Consider the following 16,158-nt stretch of genomic DNA (forward strand, 5'->3'; position numbering starts at 1 on the left):
CTCCAAAACCAACATCCCGATCTCGCCGCCTGAAAATCCAGGCAGCTGTTTAAACCATCGAAATGAGGGGGCCCTTTTGGACGCCGATCACCCCGCTAACGGGGTCCTTTTTGCACGCCGATCCACACTGCCCACTTCCTCGTAGGTCGTTAGGTCAGCAGGCGATGCATACCAGCAGAACAGCGACACCAATGCAAAAACGTCTCGCGCCAGGATGCCTGAGCCGTCATCTGCTTCGGGAGGCGTGAAGGGCGGACTGATAAATTCCCGCAGCGTCTGCTCGGAACGCAAAAAACGCCGAAGCTTCGAAATGCCGAAGTCAGCGACTTTGGGCGTGTTTTGACCGTCGAACAGAATGTTGCGTGGCGCGAGATCCCGGTGCGCTATGTCACGCGAATGGGCATGGGCCACGGCGACAGCGAGAGGGCGGCCAAGACTGCTCCAGAAAGCCGACCATTCGAACTGAGGCGACGCCTTCTTTCGCGCCAGAAGATCGGACTCCATCCATTCAAGAATGATGTATCGAACGCCGTCTGCGTTGATCCCTGAATCGAGCATCTTGACGATGTTTAGATGGCGTAGTTCGGCAAGTGCCTGGGTTTCCCGCCGAAAGGCCTCCTCCAGAAAGTCGCCTTGTTCAACGGAAGCGGAGAGAGCCTTGATGGCAACAAAAGACCCATCCCGAAGCGAAACCGCCTTGTAAACCGAAGCAGTGCGACCTGTAGCAGGCTGCATATCCAGTAAAGCATAGCCGTCGATAACCGGCCGAGGCCGCACCAGATTAGCGCTCATCATTCAGGTCCCCCTCAACCATGCTTGAGTGCTAAGCCCGCTGTAGATCAAGTCTTTTTTGGGGTTTCATCCAGCTTGGTGCCGAATGATCTGCCCTTTGCGTTCGCTTGGCCCCCATGTCCGTTCTGCCCAAGGATCCTCCGAAAGAGGAAGCGGCGGCTGGTGGCTAACAGTTTGCTGAGAGTGTTCGCTGTTGACACCTACCGTTGAGCGGTTCGTGCAACGGCCATTTTCACGGTAAACTGTAAAGTAGCGGAACGTCCGCTTCCTGCGAGGCTATTTTGGCCGTTGAGCGGCTAGTATGGGTCGGCCTCTCCTGAAGCGTTCTACCTATGGCCATTACGGCCACAGGAGATGTGTCATGGGATTATCAGAGTTTGATCCCGCCGCTCGCGAGCGAGTATCTTGGAACGCCGGGCGTAAGGTTGGAGCAAAACGAGCGCTCAAGCCCCGTCAGATATGGGCGATCCGCTTCTTTCTCGACCAGCATGGGCGGGTCCGCGACCGGGCCCTCTTTGACCTGGCCATCGATAGCAAGCTTCGCGGATGCGATCTGGTGAAGATCAGGATCAGCGATATCGTGTGTGATCGGAAAATTCGAACACGGGCCACGGTCGTACAGCAAAAGACTGGCAGACCGGTTCAGTTTGAACTGATGACTGATGCCCGCGCCAGCCTGCTCAAATGGCTGGAACTGAGAGGTGGATCCGTGGAGGATTTCGCATTTCCTAGCCGCACCGATCACGCAGCCCACATAAGCACCAGGCAATACGCTCGCCTTGTTGACGAATGGGTCACGGGGATCGGACTTCCCGGCGAAGATTATGGCACCCACTCTTTGCGCCGAACCAAGGCGTCGATTATCTACAAGGCGACTGGGAATCTCCGCGCTGTCCAGATTTTACTTGGGCACACGAAGATCGAAAGCACGGTCAGATACCTCGGCGTGGACGTGGAGGACGCTTTGACCCTCGCAGAGGGCACTGAAATCTGAAACTGCCTTGGGTCCTTGCCGTTGCAAGGACCCAAGGGTCACAGCGTGGCGACTGCGCGCCCATCAAAGCCGTTCAAGCGCGGCTTTCACGCGTCAGAAAGCAGACGCTCAGATTTTAAGCGGGTCTGAGACTTTTATGCCATCCGTTAAAGATGCGGAGAGTGCCAAGTTCCGTCAGAAGCGGACACCTACCGTCGTTTGACCAACATCTCTGATGAGACTCATTCAGGATCGATCAGGCGACGTCGCTCAATAATGTTGGCGAGGCCTTGGTCGATCGCAAAATGGTATAATATTGCGCCTCCTCGCATCGGCTCACATTAATCTACTTGATTATATACTTAGACCTCCCGCTACAATTAGAATCTGCCCACTAATGTAGTCGCTTTCGGGCGCGCATAGCAAATAAATGCTATCTGCAGCTTCCTGGGCAGTGCCAGCGCGACCAAGTGGCACATTGTCGAGTAATGCGTCCCGGACCTTCGATGGAATTCCGGCCTGCAGTGGCTGACCGGCGATTGAAATGGACGCGCCAGAGTTCGAAGTCGCCTGGGTAAGCCGCGTGTCTATAATTCCGAACGCAACGCAATTCACGCAGACCTTAGAGCGCCCCCACTCCTTGGACATCGTCTTGGTCATACCCACTAACGCCGACTTCGCAGCCGAGTAGTTGATCTGCCCGGCATTACCGTGCGTGCCCGCCATCGACGACACGTTGACGACCTTGCGGATCACTTCTCGTCCCTCTGCGGCTTCCTGTTTGGCCAAGGCGCGCAGCGGCTCTGCTGCTGCGCGCAGGATGCGAAAAGGCGCAGTGACGTGCACGTCGAGCATCGCCTGAAACTGCTCGTCCGTTTGTTTCTGGATGACGCCGTCACGGGTATAGCCGGCATTGTTGACGATGATGTCGAGCCCACCGAAAGTCTCAAGAGCCGTGTGGACAAAGCGCTCGCCGAAGTCATCCGCCGTGACATCGCCCACACAAGCGGTTGCTACTCCGCCCGCACTGCGAATCTGTGCGACGACCTCCTGCGCAGGCGCTTCGTCGAGATCGTTAACGACCACGCTCGCGCCCTGTTCCGCAAGCTTAAGCGCAAGCTCACGGCCGATGCCTCGCCCCGAGCCGGAGATGATCGCGACCTTGCCATCCAGTCTGCGCATGGAAATCCCTTCGATTATTGGGTTGGAAATTGGCCGCGTCAGCCGGCGCGACCGTAGAGCGTCACCACGCAGGCTCCGCCCAGTCCGATGTTGTGCTGCAATGCAAAGCGTATTCCGTCGACCTGCCGCTTGTCGGCTGTGCCGCGCAGTTGGTGAGTCAACTCATAACATTGGGCGAGCCCGGTGGCGCCAAGCGGGTGCCCTTTCGAGAGCAGGCCTCCAGAGGGGTTGGTAACATGCTTGCCGCCATAGGTATTGAGCCCGTCAAAGATATATTGCTCGGCCGTGCCCTCGGGCGTGAGGCCAAGCGCTTCGTAGGAGATCAACTCGTTGGGCGTGAAGCAGTCGTGCAGTTCCACGGCCTGGATATCGTCCGGACCAATAGCTGCCGCTTCGTAGACCTGCCGGGCCGCCTCCCTGGTCATGTCGTATCCCACCACGCTCATCATGCCGCGCTCCTCGAAGGTGCCGGGCAGATCGGTCGTGAGCGCCTGCGCGACGATCTCCACCGAGGCATCCAAACCGTTCCGCGCCGCGAACGCGGGGGACACGAGGATCGCGGCGGCCGCTCCACATGTTGGGGGGCAAGCCTGAAAGCGGGTGATCGGGCCATAGAGATATTCCGAGGCCATGACCTCCTCAAGGCTGATGGGCTCTCGCAACAGCGCTAGCGGATTGCCCGCCGCATGGCGTCTCGCCTTGACGCTTATGCGGGCGAAGGCTTCGTCGCTTGTGCCGTAGCGCGCCTGGTGGTCCACCCCCGCTCCACCGAACTGCTGGGCAACGAATGGGGAGTTATCGTCTGCGGCTTGCAACTGGCCCTGCCGGGTCAGTGCCATCTCCAGCGTGCCTTTGCGGTCGTTGAACACCATGCCAAGCGCGCCCGGCAGCATTTGCTCGAACCCGACCGCAAGCACGCAATCGGCCACGCCTGCTTCAACCATCTGGCGGGCAAGATACAGCGCCGTCGAGCCGGTTGAGCAATTATTGTTCACGTTGACGATAGGGATGCCGGTCAAGCCGACGCGGTACAGCGCAGACTGACCGGCGGTTGAGTCTGCATAGACATATCCAGCATAGGCTTGCTGGACCTGCTCGTAGCCGAGCCTAGCATCGGCCAGTGCCAGGCGGATCGCCTGCTCAGCCATGATGTCCCAGTCGTCGCTTCGTCCCGGCTTGGCAAACGGGATCATGCCGACGCCGGCGATGCGCACTTTGACCATCTCAATCTCCTTTGATGCAGGCCGTGTGGACTATGCCGCCAGAGTGTCGGCATCGATCTCGTACAATGCGGCCGCTGATGCGCTCGCAGCGGCGGCGAGGCCGGTGGCCTCCGGCACGATCTGCTCCAGATAGAAGCGGGCGGAGCTTCGCTTCATCGCTAGAAACGCCGGGTCGCCTCCGGCCTGTTCCGCGATCGTGCCGCCGCGTTCCATCAGCCATCCCGCGACAGCGACCGACAGCATCGTCAGGAAGGGGTAGCTCGCGGCGAGCCTGTCGTCCGGCACCGATGTCAGCAGGCGGCGGGCGATGCCCTCGCACAGGTCGATCAGGCGCAGCAGTTCGCCATGCCGGACCTCCACGCGCATCTCGCCAAGCAGGCCGAACAGCGTCTCGCCATTGTCCATGCAAAGCTTGCGGCCGACGAGATCGGCGGCCTGAATCCCGTTAGTGCCTTCGTAGATCGGGGTGATGCGAGCATCGCGAAAATGCTGCGCGGCGCCGGTTTCCTCTATGAAGCCCATGCCGCCATGGACCTGCACGCCAAGGCTTGCGACCTCGTTGCCCAAGTCGGTCGCGTGCGCCTTGGCGAGAGGTGTCAGCAGATCGACGCGCCTGCTCGCGGCGGCTTCGCCCGCGTGGGCACGGTCGAGCTGGCCGAAGGCGTAGTAGACCAACGCGCGGGCGGCCTGCGTCTGCGCCTTCATGCGCAGGAGCATGCGGCGAACATCGGGGTGCTCAATGATGGCGACTGATGCGCCGCCGCGCCCTCCCTGAATGCGCTCGCGAGCGTAGAGAATCGCGCGCTGGGTCGCCCGTTCCGCCACCTGTACGCCTTGAAGGCCGACATTGAGCCGGGCGTTGTTCATCATCGTGAACATCGCGCGGATGCCGCCGCCTTCTTCGCCGATCAACTCGCCAATGCAGGCATCATTATCGCCAAAGCTGAGCACACAGGTGGGGGAGGCGTGAAGGCCAAGCTTGTGCTCGATCGACACGGTGCGCACATCATTGGCGCCACCGGGGAGCCCCTCGGGATCAAGCCGGTACTTGGGTACGAGAAACAGTGACAAGCCTTTGGTGCCGGTGGGAGCGCCGGGGGTGCGTGCGAGCACAAGATGGATGATGTTTTCCGCCAGATCGTGATCGCCAAACGAGATGAAGATCTTGGTGCCCTTGATACGATACGTCCCATCGCCGACTGGCTCGGCCCGGCACCTGACGGCACCCACGTCGCTGCCCGCCTGCGGTTCGGTCAGATTCATCGTCCCCATCCATGCACCGCTGCAAAGATGCGGAAGGTAGGCGGCTTGCTGGGCAGGACTACCGTGATGCACGAGCGCCTCGACGGCGCCGCCCGTCAGGATCGGGCCGAGCGCGAAGCCCATATTGGCTGTGCCCAGCGTCTCGATGACGGCGACCGAGAGGCTGGCAGGCAGACCCTGACCGCCGAACGCGACCGGTGCGCCGATCGTGCCCCAACCACCATCAACATAGGCTTGATAGGCGTCGACGAAGCCGGCCGGCATTGTGACGCCCGCTTCCGTCCGGCGCGGTCCTTCGACATCGCCCAGCCGTTCGAGCGGAGCCCAGGCTCCGACAGCCAAATCGCCCGCGCCTTCCAGGATCGCGTCAGCCATCTCGGCCGCCTCCGAACTGATCGCTTCAAGCCCGACGATATGATCGAGGACGAAACGCTGTTCGGCGATAGCAGGTCTGAAAGTCATATTGCGGTTTTCCAGTGATCGATGGAGGGCTGTCAGCCCGTGGGAACAAGAGCCTGGAGGTCCAGAGTGGCGGGCGTGATGCCGCGTGCGCGCAGGTCCTCCTTCTTGACCTTCTCGGTGGCCGTCCGAGGCAGGTCCGGCAGGAATTCGATGTAGCGCGGCTGCGCGTAGCGGGGCATCTGCGCCTTAGCGTGAGCGGCCAGAGCGGCAGGATCGACCTTGGCCGCAGCATGCGGCACGACCGCGCACATGATCTCGTCCTCGCCACCGGGAATGTCGGAAGGGACCGCGAAGGCCGCGACCTCCTTGACACCGGGCAGTTCCGTCAGCGTGCGTTCGATGTCGGTGGCAGAGATATTCTCGCCGCGGCGACGGATACAGTCCTTGATCCGATCGGCGAAAGTGACATAGCCTTCGCTATCCATCCGGCCGGCATCACCGGTGTGGAACCAGAGGTTCCGCCACGCCTCCACTGTCTTGTCGGCTAGGCCGAGATAGCCCGCCATGAAACCATGCGGCACAAGCGGGCGAACCATTATTTCCCCCACCTCGCCTGGTGCCACCGGAATGTCCGTCCCCGGATCGGCGATCTGGACTTCGAAGCGCTCATAGGGCCGGCCGCAGGTTCCGGGACGTACTTCGCCGCGACGCCCGTAGAGCGGGATGTTGATCTCGGTCATGCCATATCCGCCCAGCACCTCGGCGATGCCAAAGCGCTCGCGCCAGGTTCGATCGTGATCAGGATGATTGGGGGCCGAAGCGATTGCCCGAAGCCTATGTTCGCGGTCGCTTTCACCAGGCGGCTGCGCGATGACGAAGGCGCTGATCGCGCCCAGCGTGTTCGTAAGCGTTGCACCCGACCGGCGCAGGTCCGTCAGCCAGTTGGTCGCAGAGAAGCGTTCCCGCACGGTAGCGGTAGCCCCTGCGATCAGCGTCGCGCCGAGTTGCATGAGCAAGCCGTTCGCGTGCGATAGGGGAAGGCAGACATAATAATGGTCGTCTTGCGTCACGCCGAGATTTTCGAGCACGCCAAGGCCGAACAGGAAGCAATGCGCATGAGGCATCAGCACGCCTTTGGGCGCGCCTGTGGTGCCGGATGTGTACATGATACAGGCGATGTCGGCAGCGCTTGGCAGCGGACCAGTAAAGGCTGCCGCGGATCGCCAATGATCAAAGGCGTGTCCGACCGATTCTCCCGTGCCCACGACGAAAATCCGGCGAACGCTGGAGATCGCCGCGTCCAGCCCCTCCAGGCGCGGCAGGAATTGCGCATCGATGACGAGCGCGGACGGCGCGGAATTCTCCAGCGGGTGTGCGAGGAATGCGCCGGTCAGTTCGCTGTTGAGAATGACGGCTGTTGCGCCAAGCCTGCCGATGCCAGCCCATGCGCGCAGAAAGTCGGGTCCGCTCGGTACCATCAGCGCAATGCGGTCCCCGGCTCCCGAACCGCCCGCCGCAAGCATGCCAGCGACCCGCGCCGCCTCATCGCGCAACTGGCGATAGGAAAGTACTTCGCCAGTCGTCATCGTGACGAAGGGCGCATCACCCTTCGCCTCGGCCTGTTCCTCGATAACCGACGGAAACGTCCACCGCCGCTGGTCGGATATGCCCGAATACATGATTAGCGGGCTCCCGCGTTCAGGCGAGACTTGAGGAAGCCCGCCATGAGCCTATTGGCCTCCCCGGTCTCGGGGATGTCCATGTACGCCCAGAACGCATGAGGAAGGCCGTCAAAGACCACGAGGCGTGCATCGACGCCTCGTTCCAGAAGGGCACGGGCGAAGATCGAGGTAGGGCTGAGCAATATGTCGCGCGTGCTGGTGACAAGCAGCGTGGGTGGAAAGCGAGAAATATCGCCTTTGAGCGGAGAGAGGATTGGATCGGCTGGTGCGGTCTTCCCGACATAGCTCGCCACGCTCTCCGCCATGGTCTTGGCGCCGCCGGGCAGAGGCATCCAGGATTCTGAGTCACCACTGGTCGTGAGATCGGCGCTGCCCGAAAAGTAGCCCATTGCAGCCGGCATCGGCTTGCCAAGTTGCGACAGCTTTGCAAGCAGCTGCCCGCTCAAACCAGCGCCAGCCGACGTTCCGTACACCGCGATGCGCGAAGCGGTGTGGTCTTTCTCGAGCGCCTGATAGACGGCCAAAGCATCGTCGAGGGCGGCTGGATAGGGATGCTCCGGCGCCAGGCGATACAACACGGAAACAACGGGAATGCCGGTCAGGGCCGCGATCGGAATCGTTTCAGTCAGCGAACCGGAATCCAGCTGGAAGCCACCGCCATGCAGGTTAAGGAGCACCGGTCCCTCGTTCAGCGACGTTACGCCCTGCGGGTATAGTATCCGCACCGGCACCCCGGCGATCGACGATTGCTCTGCGCGCACGTTGTGGCGCTTGGCCAGTTCGCGGCCCATGCCTTCCTGAATATCTTGAACGAACTTTCGCTGCGCTTCGAGAGGCGGCTCCGGGTTTGGCACGGGTGCGGCCGCCATGGCTGCTGCCATCGCGCGTGCCTCGGGACTGAGCGTGTTGGGCAGCGCCCATTTGATGATATTATGCGTATCGGCAGACGCAGTCTGTGCGCCTGCGGGCGATTTGGCCACAGCGGCCACCATGGCCGCCATGACGGCTTTGTACATCCAGTAGCGAACCCTTGAGAGCATTGTCTAACTCCTTTCCCCGAGCGCATCGATCCGCCCGGATGCGGCAGGAGATGCGTTGTTGTGATCGAACCGAGATAAGCGGGGCCAGGCGAGCACTCCGGCACATGCCGCCAGGATAGCCATGGCCAGATAGGAAAAGCTCGCGCCGTGCGGCCACAGCCATCCCGAACCGGCTGTGGTTGCCGAAAGCGCAAGACCAAGAAGCACGGCGTTCAGACCTTGGGCCGCCGCACTGGATTGCATCGGCACCCGCTTGGCGATGGTGAGCATGGACCCGAGGATGGCGCCTGTTGCGGTCAGGCCTTGCAAGAGCTGGACGGCGAACAAGGGAGCGATGCCCGGGTCGCTGGCCATGATCACCCAACGCAGCACCGAGAAACAGGCCGCAATCCAGATCATCCAACGAGGATCTCTCCCGCGAAGCAGCTTCGAACCGAACCAGAAGGCCAGGATTTCGGCGCTGACCGCGCAGGCCTGAAGCAATCCGATCGTGCCGGTACTGACGCCCCGCGCGCTCCACTGAATAGCCCCGAAGCTCGTCAGGACGCCGTGGCTCGCCATGACGAGCGCGGCCGCCACCATGGCGCGAACAAGCGCACGGTCGGCAACGACATCGCGCCAGCTTCCGCTGCGCGCTGCGGTCATGTTGGCCATATTTCGGTCGGATGGCACCAGCGCGGCCACCATGGCCGGCAACAGGAGAAGCGCTGCCACGACCAGCGGCAAGGCCGCTATGCCGAGCAGGTCGAAGGTCCAGCCTGCGCAAATGCTGGAGAGGACTGCGCCGATCGAACCCCATACGCGCATGCGGCCGAAATCCAGCCCTTTGCTCCGCGCAGCCATGACGGCGTAGGCGTCGGTCAGGACAGGCACCTGATCCCACATGATGGAGAAGGCGATGACGATGGCAATCCTGCCGAGGTGACCGGGCTCGATCGCAAGTGAAGCGACCAGTGCGGCAGAGAACAGCGCGGTGACGAAGATCGAGTCGCGTACGCGCGCCGTCTGGCCTGCCCAGGCGGAAAACGGTGCAACAGTGACGAGGCGCAGCACCAGCGGGATCGCCATCAATATCCCGATCTCGCCGGCGGCCGCGCCCATCTTGGCCAGCCAGAGCGGCAGGAAGGCGAAGAAACCGAAATGAAGATACAAGGCGAGGTAAAGCGCAGAGACTTCAAGGAACAGGCGCCTCGAACCGGTGCCCGATACGTTTACACCTTCGCCATTTACATCCGGCAAGGAGGTCGGCGCGGTCATTGGCTGTCCTCGCCAATCCGGCTGAGACCTCGCCCAAACTGAGTCGCGAGTTCGTCTCGAAACTTGGGATGGGCTATGCCGATCAAGGCTTTCGCGCGCTCCGCCAGAGATTTGCCGCGCAGGTCAGCCCACCCAAACTCCGTGACGATGATGTGCACGTCGTTACGCGGTGTGGTGACCGGTCCACTCAAGCGCGGGACGATCCGCGAAATTGTTCCGCTTGCGGCTGTAGCATGGCAAGCAATGATCGATTTACCGCCGGGCGACGCGCCAGCCCCCCGCACGAAATCGAGCTGTCCGCCCGCTGCGCTATACTGGCGCCCATTCACCACTTCCGAGTTGCAGGCACCCTGCAGATCGACCTCCAGCGTGGCATTCACCGAGACCGCCATCGGATTGCGCGCGATGAGAGCGGCATCGTTGACGTAGTCGACTGGGTGACCCTCGATATCAGGATTGCGGTCGAGGAACTCGTAAAAGCGGCGATCGCCCATCGCGAACGTAAAGACTGTCTTGCCTGGGCGGACCGCCTTGCGGCTGTTGTCGACCACGCCAGCTGTCATCAGGTCAACGAGGCCCGGGGTGAGCAGTTCGCTGTGGATGCCGAGGTTGCGATGTCCCTTCAGAGCCGCGCACACGGCCTCTGGCACTGCGCCAATGCCCATCTGGAGACAGGCGCCGTCATCGATCAGGCTTGCGATGATCGAGCCGATTGCGTCGTCCTCGGGACGCCGGGCCACTGATGGTATTTCCGGTAGCGGCTGGTCATGCTCCACGATCGCCGCGACGGCCGCAAGCGGGATCACGCTCGTGCCGCCGGTTCGCGGCATATGGCGATTGACCTCGACGATCACCCGCTCGCACGAACGCGCGGCGCCGTGGGCATAGTCGATATTGGTGCCGAGGCTGAAATTCCCGTCCTCGTCTGGAGGCGCCACCTGGGTGACCAGCGTGTCGACGCGGATCTCGTCGCGCAGCATCTGCGGAACTCGGCTGAAGGCAACCGGGATCAGGTCGGTCGGCAGCCCGCCTACCGCCAGCGCCTGATCGTCGAGCGCGCGCTCTACGGCGCTGTGGAAGAGGCTCATGGGACGCAGCCTGTCGCCCAGTTCGCGACGCAGGACGCTCATTCCAGCAACTGCGGTCGACAGCAGATAATAGAGGCTGACCCCGTCGATATCGCCGCGTTCGGCCCGCTTCGCCAGCGCTTCCAGAACGGCAGGGGGCTGCGCCACGCCCAGTCCCATGCAGATGCGCGCTCCATTGGGAATGGAAGCGGCCGCCTGTTCTGGAGACATCATTAGGCTTTTATATGCGGCGGTGTCTCGCATCATCCGATCTCCCCCTCGAGCAGAGTGACCGCCGGGATGGGAAAGCCGTCATTGGTCCATCTCGCCTGATCATGCCCCTGCGATCGGATATCGAGCAGGTCCATGAAGGCAGCAGCGACGCCATTGGTCCAGCCGAAGCCCAGCTGTGGGGCGTATTCCCCACCACCGCCCCCGGTGCAGCGCTCAACGTCATATTTCTCGTGGATCCAGCCGCTCCGCTGGAAGACTGCGTCCACCGTCCCGACCCAGCGAGCGGCGATCCTGTCGGCAAGACGCCGGTAGCCATATCGACGCAGGCCGACAAAAGCGATCCACTGCAACGGAGCCCAGCCGTTGGGCGCATCCCATTGTTCGCCGGTCTCGACAAGGGTGGTGCGAAGGCCTCCGGGGGCGAGAAGGCGTTCGGACGTCACCCGCGCGATTGCGGCTGCCTGCGCCTGCGTCGCTACACCCGTGAACAGCGGCGCAAGCGTCGCTGCTGTCAGATGCGGGCGAAGCTGCGCGCACTCCAGATCGAAATCCGTGAAATAGCCATCATCGTGCCACAACCAGCGATGGATCGCAGCGCGGCGGCGCCTGCTGGCGCTGTCAAATCGACGGGCGATGGCATCGTCGCAAAGCGCGTCGGCGAGGCGCACGATCGCGCTCTCCATTCCATAAAGATAGGCGTTGAGGTCGACCGCCGCGATCTGGGGGGTGCGAATGCTCTCCAGCGATCCACCCTCAGCGAACCAGCGCGACGAGAAATCCCAACCACTTTCAGCGCCTGCGCGCAGCGCACGGAACACATCCTGCGGAACGCGCCGCGACATCTCGGCGGTTGCGACGTCCTCAAGATAGGATTCGTCGCGCGGCGTGTCGCGGTCATCCCAATATCGGTTCAGCAGCGCGCCGTCGGGCATTCGGGTCACACGCTTCGCGCAGCCGCCGGGGGCGACCTGCTCCGCGCCGTCCATCCAGAACGCATGTTCGATCAGGAGCGCGTCTAAGCGCTGACGTGTCGCGGAAGGTCGCCCGTCCGGCACCAGGTCCAGCATCGCGAAGTAGAGCGGCGGCTGCGATCGACTGAGATAATAGCTGCGTGTCCCATTGGGAATCCGGCCATATCGCTGAAGCAAATCGGAGAAGGCGGCCACGATGCCCTGGGCGACATGGTCGAAGCCGTCACGCAGGAGGCCGAGTATGCTGAAGTAACTGTCCCAATAATAAAGCTCGACGAAGCGTCCGCCCGGGACGACATAAGGTCCGGTTACGGCGAGCAGCGAGCCATTCTCGGCGGGATGCGCCCCGTCGCGATATAGTTCGGGCCAGACCGAACGGATATAGTGCCGGAGGTCCGGCTCGCCATGCGCCGGATGGACTCTTGCCGGGTCCGGCAGATCGAAATTGGTAACGACGAAGTCTCGCAACGCCTGGCTGTCGGATGGACAGCGCTCAAAGGCACTCAAGATATCCTGCGCGCTGTGACGGGGTACCGCATCGACGAAAGTCTTGCCGTCCTCGAATATATGATTGAGCTGCACTTGTGCCAGCAGGGGGCCGAAAATATCGGCTGGGCTCGCCACGCGACTTGGCCACACCCCCGCTCGCTCCTCGAAGCTATCGGCATAAGATGCCCGCAGCGGTAAAGTCATCACCAGTGGAAGCGAAGCTGCGCGCCATATGTGCGCGGCTCGTTGTAGGTGTAGGTAACGGTGCCGCCGCCAACATTGTACAGGTCCTGCAAGCCGGTAGCGAAGCTATTGTCGGTCGCATTGGCCATGAACAGGCTGAGGTCTAGGTTGGAACCGCCGATGCCGTTGAGCCCCGCTCGCAGCGCCAGCGTATCGTACCCCGGCAAAGTACGGACCTGGGCAAGATTGTTCTGGGCGGTCGAGAAGCTGCTTTGATAGGCCCAATTGGCCGATAGCGCGAGCGTCCCGGCGGAACCGAGTTCAGCCTGATAGCTGCCGCCCAGGGTCACCTTGTGTTTGGGCGTATAAGGAAATTCCGCGCCCGCCAGCAGCGCTCCTGCCGACGCATCAGCGACCCTGGTGTATTTTGCATCGATATAGGAATAGCTGCCTGTCAGCGCGAGACCGCGCACCGGCTCGATCGCGGTCGTCACCTCAAAGCCCTGGATCCGTCCCTTCGCAGCGCTGCGTGTGACGTTGAGCAGGGTTCCGCTGATCAACTCGGCCGTGGTGCGCTGGATGTTGGTATAATCGCCACGATAAGCCGCGACGTTGAAGCGCGTTGGGACGCCAGCAACGCGCATCTGGCTCTTGAACCCGATCTCGACATCTTGCAGCTTTTCAGGCGGGAAAGTGCGGAACGAGGAGCCTTCCGGCACGGGTCCGTTTACCCCGCCTGCCTTGTAGGCGTTGCGGCTGGTCACATAGACATGAATGCCGGGCGAGATCACATAGTCGGCGCTTAGGTTGTAGCTCGTATAGTCAAACTTGGCTTTACCCCCTGTCGCCGGAAGAACGGAAATCTGCGTGAAATTTGCCGTCTCATCCCAGGTGTGCCGCAATCCGCCGGTCAGGCTGAGGCCTGGGAGGACGCCCGCTTTCCCAAGGTCGATCGTCGCTTGCCCGAACGCGGCATAGCTTCGTGCCGTCGTGTTGATGATGGCAGGGATCTCGCCGATCACCAGACTCAGCGGGTACTGCGTGAACAGGCCGCCCTGGTCCTTGTGATGGCCGAAGCGATCATAATAGCCGCCGACATTGAAGTTCAGCGCGTCATTCCACAGTTTACCCTGCATCTGCAGTTCCTCCGTGAAGTAGGTGGGAGCCTGCGTAGGGTTGCCGGTCCGACTTGTCTGGCCGCCGATCGGAAAGGGGCTGGCGTCATAGTCATAGCCATAGCGATAGGTCATCTCGGAATAGCTGACGATGTTCTTGAGCGTCAGCGCATCGGTCAGGTCCACGCGCGCTTGATTGAGGACCTGCCAGTAGGAGGTGCTAGAGAACTGATCGAGATCATAGGACACCCGCCGCGGCCCGCGCGCCTGTTGGTCCGCGACAGCGGTAGCAAGCCCTGGAAAAAGCAGGAGCGCCGGCGCAACCGGAACGCCCAGATCAGGGTTGAACTGCGTCAGAACCGTGCCGGGGCCATTCGTCTTGGAATGATAATAGCGCCCGACGGAGTACAGTTCGATGCTGTCGGAAGGCCGGATGATCAAGCTCGCCCGGATGCTCTGATAGTCGAGATTGTCATAGTCCTTGCCCGCGAAGAAGGGGCCGACATCCTTGGTATAGCCATCACGCCGCCCAGTTTCGCCCGCGACGCGAAGCAGCAGCTTGTCGCTTACGACCGGAAGGTTCACGGCGAACTCGGCCCGAACGTCCTGCAGGTTGCCAACCTCCAGCTGAATATAGCCTTCCTGCCGATCGGTGGGACGCTGGGGCTCGAACAAAATGTTCCCGCCCGTCGCGTTCTTGCCAAACAGCGTACCCTGGGGGCCGGAAAGCACCTGGACGTTTGCAAGGTCGAAGTAGGAGCCGACACGGCCATCGATGCCCACGAGCGCCGGCACTTCGGCGAAATAGTTGATGACGCCCGGCACCGAGCCGAAGGCGGGCCCCTGTCCGCGAAGCGCAAAGAATGCAAACTCGCTAGGATAACCGCCGGTTATCGTGACCAGCGAAGGCGTATAATTGGCAAGGTCTGTTCTGCCGACGATACGACTTTCGGCAAGCGACTCCTGCGAGAAGGCGGTCACCGACAAGGGGACATCCTGCAGGCGCTCGCTGCGACGCCGTGCCGTTACCACGATGTCGCCCAGGCTGGCTCCACCGCCTGCATCCGACTGCGCTGCCGGTTTGCGACCCGCACGCGCTTGCTCACTTGCTGAATCCCCGGTCGAAGCTTGTTGCGCGTGTGCAGGCGACATGAGCGACACCGCCGCCGTGCTCGCCAACATGCAAATGGAGCCCTTCATGACCATATCCTCCCGAGTTTTCGTTTGTCTCACGGCGAAATATCGGGCAATGGTATCGATGTCAATGGGAGGGCATGAGCCGTCATGAGTGCAAGTAATAGACAGGCATATCAAAATGGCACCGATATCAATTCGGACGCCTTTGGTACGACGTCGCCGCCTCTTGCCCGATGGGTGAGTGCGCAGGCGAAGGCGAGGTTCGAGGCTATCAAGGCCGAATCGCCGCCCCCCAATGCCAGCGTCGAAGAGCTGCGCGTCCATTATGACTGCATCAATTCGGCCCGCCTGGATGTCGCGACCCGTGATTATCCGGTCGATGTTCAATCATCGATGGTCGGCGGGGTCCCCGCTTACCTTGTGAACCACAGCTCCGCGAATCGGGACAAGCTTCTTATTTGTCTTCACGGCGGGGCGTTCATGTGGGGGAATGGCGCGGGCGCGCTGATTGAAGCCGTACCTGTCGCAGCTGTTGCGAAGCTCCCCGTTCTTGCCGTGCAGTACCGCCTTGCTCCCGAACATGCTTATCCTTGCGCCGTCGAGGACGTGCTGACCGTGATTGACAATTTGCGGTCCGAGAATCCCGACCTGAAGCTTGGCATCTACGGTTGTTCCGCAGGTGCGGTGCTGACGGCGCAGGTGGTATCGCGCATGATCGCTCGGGGCGACCGCCTGCCCGACGCGATTGCCATGCTTCATGCGGCAGGTCTCGAGCTGGGCGGCGACACGCTCGAATTGGCAGCGCTAGTGAATGGAACGCAGGACGCGGCGTCGGTACGATGCCTGCACAATCTGTCCTATTTTGTTGGCACTGACCCCGAGGATCCGTTGGTTTTTCCGGGCGAACATCCCGCTGTGCTGGCGCAGTTTCCCCCTTCATTGCTGATCAGCGGCACCAGGGATTTTGCTGCAAGCTCAGTCGCAACGATGCACCGGCGCCTCAGGACGGCTGGCCGAGAAGCGGAACTAACCCTGTTCGATGGCATGTGGCATTCGCATCATGTCGACGTCGATCTTCCGGAGTCCGCAGAGGTTTTCGCCACGCTGGCTGAGTTCTTCAATCGTCATTTGCGATAGGAGGAGGGCAG

12 protein-coding genes are annotated in these 16,158 nt (G+C 61.7%); 2 read left to right on the forward strand and 10 right to left on the reverse strand.

All coding sequences use genetic code 11. The annotated features are described in order from the left end of the window. Positions 1-87: 87 nt before the first annotated feature. Positions 88-795: a protein kinase domain-containing protein gene (locus tag RQH62_RS22790; protein ID WP_311270940.1), complete on the reverse strand. Its 708-nt coding sequence runs from the start codon at positions 793-795 to the stop codon at positions 88-90. Positions 796-1,153: 358 nt separating this feature from the next. Here RQH62_RS22790 and RQH62_RS22795 point away from each other — a divergent pair, with 358 nt between their 5' ends. After that, entirely contained in the window at positions 1,154-1,786 is a 633-nt protein-coding gene (locus RQH62_RS22795) for a tyrosine-type recombinase/integrase (protein WP_311270941.1), read from the forward strand. 333 nt (positions 1,787-2,119) lie between these two features. Here RQH62_RS22795 and RQH62_RS22800 read toward each other — a convergent pair whose 3' ends face one another. Genes RQH62_RS22800 through RQH62_RS22840 form a run of 9 tightly spaced genes read right to left on the reverse strand, consistent with a single transcriptional unit; the run spans position 2,120 to position 15,073 of the window. Further along, a complete protein-coding gene (locus RQH62_RS22800) occupies positions 2,120-2,947 on the reverse strand; it encodes an SDR family oxidoreductase (RefSeq protein WP_311270942.1) in 828 nt (275 codons plus the stop codon). Between the two features lie 38 nt (positions 2,948-2,985). Further along, the gene (locus tag RQH62_RS22805; protein WP_311270943.1) at positions 2,986-4,170 is read right to left on the reverse strand and encodes a lipid-transfer protein; all 1,185 of its coding nucleotides are present in this window, start codon (positions 4,168-4,170) and stop codon (positions 2,986-2,988) included. 30 nt (positions 4,171-4,200) lie between these two features. Beyond that, positions 4,201-5,895 (reverse strand): acyl-CoA dehydrogenase, encoded by a 1,695-nt coding sequence (locus RQH62_RS22810; RefSeq protein WP_311270944.1) that lies wholly within the window; start codon positions 5,893-5,895, stop codon positions 4,201-4,203. 32 nt (positions 5,896-5,927) lie between these two features. Beyond that, positions 5,928-7,514: an AMP-binding protein gene (locus RQH62_RS22815; RefSeq protein WP_311270945.1), complete on the reverse strand. Its 1,587-nt coding sequence runs from the start codon at positions 7,512-7,514 to the stop codon at positions 5,928-5,930. A 2-nt stretch (positions 7,515-7,516) separates the two neighbouring features. Continuing rightward, positions 7,517-8,533, reverse strand: a complete 1,017-nt coding sequence (locus tag RQH62_RS22820) for an alpha/beta hydrolase (RefSeq protein ID WP_311270946.1) — start codon at positions 8,531-8,533, stop codon at positions 7,517-7,519. Between the two features lie 27 nt (positions 8,534-8,560). After that, complete coding sequence (locus RQH62_RS22825) at positions 8,561-9,814, reverse strand: MFS transporter (protein WP_311270947.1); 1,254 nt, start codon at positions 9,812-9,814, stop codon at positions 8,561-8,563. After that, positions 9,811-11,148, reverse strand: a complete 1,338-nt coding sequence (locus RQH62_RS22830; RefSeq protein ID WP_311270948.1) for an acetyl-CoA hydrolase/transferase C-terminal domain-containing protein — start codon at positions 11,146-11,148, stop codon at positions 9,811-9,813. Before RQH62_RS22830 ends, RQH62_RS22825 begins: the two co-directional genes overlap by 4 nt. Then, on the reverse strand, positions 11,145-12,779 hold the full coding sequence (gene treF / locus RQH62_RS22835; RefSeq protein WP_405053585.1) for an alpha,alpha-trehalase TreF: 1,635 nt from the start codon (positions 12,777-12,779) through the stop codon (positions 11,145-11,147). Before treF ends, RQH62_RS22830 begins: the two co-directional genes overlap by 4 nt. Further along, complete coding sequence (locus RQH62_RS22840) at positions 12,779-15,073, reverse strand: TonB-dependent receptor domain-containing protein (RefSeq protein ID WP_311270950.1); 2,295 nt, start codon at positions 15,071-15,073, stop codon at positions 12,779-12,781. Before RQH62_RS22840 ends, treF begins: the two co-directional genes overlap by 1 nt. Positions 15,074-15,157: 84 nt before the next feature. Between RQH62_RS22840 and RQH62_RS22845 the strand changes: the two genes are divergently transcribed. Further along, entirely contained in the window at positions 15,158-16,147 is a 990-nt protein-coding gene (locus tag RQH62_RS22845; protein ID WP_311270951.1) for an alpha/beta hydrolase fold domain-containing protein, read from the forward strand. The last annotated feature ends 11 nt before the right edge of the window (positions 16,148-16,158 follow it).

It is taken from the genome of Sphingobium sp. WCS2017Hpa-17, from assembly GCF_031843765.1.
Lineage (GTDB): Bacteria > Pseudomonadota > Alphaproteobacteria > Sphingomonadales > Sphingomonadaceae > Sphingobium.

Excerpts from the sequence above, each read along its gene's own strand:
- RQH62_RS22790 (WP_311270940.1), bottom strand. The coding sequence starts at position 795 with ATGATGAGCGCTAATCTGGTGCGGCCTCGGCCGGTTATCGACGGCTAT.
- RQH62_RS22795 (WP_311270941.1), top strand. The coding sequence starts at position 1,154 with ATGGGATTATCAGAGTTTGATCCCGCCGCTCGCGAGCGAGTATCTTGG.
- RQH62_RS22800 (WP_311270942.1), bottom strand. The coding sequence starts at position 2,947 with ATGCGCAGACTGGATGGCAAGGTCGCGATCATCTCCGGCTCGGGGCGA.
- RQH62_RS22805 (WP_311270943.1), bottom strand. The coding sequence starts at position 4,170 with ATGGTCAAAGTGCGCATCGCCGGCGTCGGCATGATCCCGTTTGCCAAG.
- RQH62_RS22810 (WP_311270944.1), bottom strand. The coding sequence starts at position 5,895 with ATGACTTTCAGACCTGCTATCGCCGAACAGCGTTTCGTCCTCGATCAT.
- RQH62_RS22815 (WP_311270945.1), bottom strand. The coding sequence starts at position 7,514 with ATGTATTCGGGCATATCCGACCAGCGGCGGTGGACGTTTCCGTCGGTT.
- RQH62_RS22820 (WP_311270946.1), bottom strand. The coding sequence starts at position 8,533 with ATGTACAAAGCCGTCATGGCGGCCATGGTGGCCGCTGTGGCCAAATCG.
- RQH62_RS22825 (WP_311270947.1), bottom strand. The coding sequence starts at position 9,814 with ATGACCGCGCCGACCTCCTTGCCGGATGTAAATGGCGAAGGTGTAAAC.
- RQH62_RS22830 (WP_311270948.1), bottom strand. The coding sequence starts at position 11,148 with ATGATGCGAGACACCGCCGCATATAAAAGCCTAATGATGTCTCCAGAA.
- treF (WP_405053585.1), bottom strand. The coding sequence starts at position 12,779 with ATGACTTTACCGCTGCGGGCATCTTATGCCGATAGCTTCGAGGAGCGA.
- RQH62_RS22840 (WP_311270950.1), bottom strand. The coding sequence starts at position 15,073 with ATGAAGGGCTCCATTTGCATGTTGGCGAGCACGGCGGCGGTGTCGCTC.
- RQH62_RS22845 (WP_311270951.1), top strand. The coding sequence starts at position 15,158 with ATGAGTGCAAGTAATAGACAGGCATATCAAAATGGCACCGATATCAAT.